Source organism: Bartonella sp. LB28NMGDW, from assembly GCF_042194435.1.
GTDB lineage: Bacteria > Pseudomonadota > Alphaproteobacteria > Rhizobiales > Rhizobiaceae > Bartonella > Bartonella grahamii.
Genome location: NZ_JBHIMX010000049.1, coordinates 1 through 3,337, shown reverse-complemented (window position 1 = coordinate 3,337; position 3,337 = coordinate 1). Strand labels below are relative to the sequence as shown.

Here is a 3,337-nt window from a genome sequence, read left to right as displayed (position 1 = left end):
GATGGGACGATAGCACAAAGTTTAGCGAATGCAGCTATGAATCTTCGTCGTGGTGATATGGAAAGAGAAAAAAGAGGACAGGTTAACCAGACTGTCGAGTATCTAAAATCTAAAGGGTACAGTGAAGAAGAGGCGCGGTTCATGGCTGGGAATAAAGATGCGTTGAATGCGTTTTTGGCACAAACGATCAACGGTGGAAACAAGAATCCACAATTTACCAATGACGGTAGGATGCTTGTGGAAGATCCTAATGCACCAGGTGGATATAGATATGTTACGGTTGAAGGTGGAAAAGCACATGAAGATATGCAAAAGCGTGAACAGTTGAAAAAATTACAAATAGTAGATGCGAAAATTATGAGAGAAAGTACATCACATGCAATAAATTCGGCTCTTGAGATACTTAAGGAAAATCCTAAGTCATCTACTGGTCCAATTGGTCAATTTTTACAGAATTTGTGGAACACACCGGCAGCACGTTTAAGGGATCATCTTGAAACAATCAGGGGAGGAGCAATGCTTCACAGGCTAGAGAGGATTAAAGCGCTATCACCTAATGGTGCTTCAGGATTGGGTAATTTGACTGATAAGGAAGGTGTAAGATTAGAAAATGTTTATGTTGCTTTGCAACAGAGTTTATCTCCTCAAGAGCTTATAAGGAATTTGCAACGTTTACAGGAGATTTATAACAAAGCAACAGATGCGCAATTAGCTATTTTGATGAATGATAACATAACAGCTGCGGATGTGGATGAAGCATTTGGAAGTGGTTCGCAACTATCACAAGGGAATTTGATAAATATACCAAAGATGAGTTTAGAAGAGGCATCTATTAAGGATAACGTACCTTATTTTAGGGACAGTTCTAGTGGTAAATTTTTGGTTGAGGATTAAATAGTAATGGACCCTTATAACATTTCTGAGAAGATGCGTTCTCAATATGTATATGCCAAGAATGGGAAGCGTTTTCGCGTAGTTGAAGATCCTGCTGAGATTGAAAAAATTATAAAGTTACATGCTAACAGTTCATCTTCATCTCAATATGTATATGCTAAGAATGGGAAACGTTTCCGCGTAGTTGAAGATCCTGCTGAGATTGCGAAGCTATCTAATTCTTTTTCTGAAAGTCAACAAAACACAAAAGATCAATCAACTACAACAGATGATTTTTCATTTGATGATAAAGATCTTACGTGGCGGAATGCTGTTATGAGAAATAGCGCGTCTGGTGCGATGGCAGATTATTTTGACGAGATGAAAGCAGCGAATGAATCGGGTTTTATAGATTATTGGCGTGGTGATAAGAAAGCAGAGGAGATATATAATAGACGGGTAGCCAAGGAACGTGCTTACCAAAAAGCTTTGCAAGAGAAATATCCTATTTGGTCCTCTATAGCTTATGCTGTTGGTTCACTTGTACCGACAGGACTCTCACTTTTTGTGCCTCCATTAAGGGCTTTGGCTCTTGCAAAGCATATGTCAACACTTAGAAATCTTGGTAATGCGGCGCTTTTAGGAGCAGGTTCAGGAGCTTTACATGGTTCAGGGGCGGGAGAGGGGCTTTCTGGTCGTCTTATATCGGCAGGGTTTGGTGGTGGTATTGGAACAGTAGCTGGTCCTGTTGGTTCTCTTGCCGGTACAGTTGCTTCTTGGGGTACAAAAAAAATGGCAAGGGGATTGCAACATGTTCCCTATATTCCCTTTATGAAAGGAGGGCGTTTTAATCCTGCTCATAAGGAAGTTGAAACCAAAGCCGTTAGGGAAGTTGCAAAAACATTATATGATGATGGTGTTGAGAATGTTGCAGAGCGTCTTGGCTCTGCGCCCCGCCATGCATTTTTGACAGATATTAGTCCAAATTTAGAAGTATCCCTTGCGAATATGGGGAAGACAAATGTGCATGTTTCTGAACTTTTGAAAGGAGCACATGGGGAACGAGTGCAGAATGCTATTCACCGTATTGGTCAATCGGCAGATGAAAACATTACACCTCTTCAAGATACGAAAGTTTTAAAAAGGGTGCTTCAAGAGCAAGGAGAAAAAGAATATAAACATCTTTATGCAGAAGCAATGCAAACTCCCATAGCAAAAAAGCATTATCCAGCTCTTAATAGGCTTTTCAAAAATAAATGGTTTCAAAACGCTGTAAAAGAAGCAGTTGACACCTTAGAAGGAGACCCGCGCACAGCAATTGCTCAACGATTTTATGATAAAGATTTTATCCATATAAACTATAAACCCACAATGGCGTTATTAGATCAAACGAAGAAATCTATTGATGATTTAATCGAAAAGTCCCGGAATTTTGGTGATAAACAAAAGGCTACAGGGTACCAAATACTTAAGAATAATTTGGTAAAGATAACGGATGAAATCTCCTCTACTTACAAAGCAGCGCGGGCTAGTGTAGAAAAATATAAAGGTTTTCAAGAAGCGATAGAACAAGGCAAAAACATTGTACAGAGAGATGTTTCTGGAGAGGGGATTAAAGAAGGTCTTCGTAAAGGAGCAATGTCTAGTGGTCTCAATACTTATCATGTAGGGATGAGAGACTATATTGATGATCTATTAAAAGGTTCGCGTCCTGTTAATAGACTTTCGAATATTTTACAAACGGGTCGTATGTCAGATAATCTAAGCAGATCTTTAAGCTCTAAAAACATTCATGGGTTTAGAAAAGCTGTAGAGGATGAAAGGTTCTATGAAGATGCGGCGCAAAGAGCCCTAAAACCGTTTCAGGGAACGCCCGAACCTAATTATTTAACAGGTGTTAATCTACCGTACGGGAAAGTTAGTACAGCACGTGCAGGGGCAAAGATTACACAAAATATTTTATCTGATACGATTAGGAAATTACCTCAAAAAGAGAGACAAATACTTGAACGAGATATAGCGAAATTAGCAACTTTTGGCGTTAAAGGTATGAACCAGCAGGAAGTTGCTCAAATGTTACAAAGATTTATACGATTACATAAAGCAGGAATCGTTAGTGACCATTTGTGGCATTTCATTTCTTCGGTAATGGCAGGAGAAGCGGGAAGATTTTTAAGGAGTAAGGTTCAATGACCCGTTATAGTCCTGCTGTTAATCAAGCGATACGGCAGACGGCAGTGCGATATGGTTTGCCAGAGAGTTATTTATACCGTGTTGCGCAAGTTGAAAGTGGAGGCAATCCGAATGCAAGGAATCCCCGCTCTTCTGCTGGTGGTTTGTATCAATTTATCGATAGCACCGCCAAACAATATGGTTTGCAGGATAGGTTTGACCCCATGCAAGCGGCAGATGCCATGGGGCGGTTGACACTTGATAATCGCAATCATTTAAGCCGTCTGTTGGG

General features: G+C 40.0%; 2 protein-coding genes and 1 pseudogene. All 3 read left to right on the top strand.

From position 1 onward, the window contains the following. Nucleotides 1–894 (top strand): annotated as a pseudogene (locus ACFIKG_RS08820) (hypothetical protein); the annotation flags it as partial. A gap of 6 nt (nucleotides 895–900) precedes the next feature. After that, complete coding sequence (locus ACFIKG_RS08815; protein WP_375637086.1) at nucleotides 901–3,066, top strand: glycine zipper family protein; 2,166 nt, start codon at nucleotides 901–903, stop codon at nucleotides 3,064–3,066. Further along, nucleotides 3,063–3,337: transglycosylase SLT domain-containing protein (locus ACFIKG_RS08810; RefSeq protein ID WP_375652148.1), on the top strand; the 275-nt coding region annotated here is incomplete at its 3' end. The genes ACFIKG_RS08815 and ACFIKG_RS08810, both read left to right, overlap by 4 nt.

Coding starts and splice junctions, on each gene's coding strand:
- ACFIKG_RS08815 (WP_375637086.1), top strand. CDS start 901: ATGGACCCTTATAACATTTCTGAGAAGATGCGTTCTCAATATGTATAT.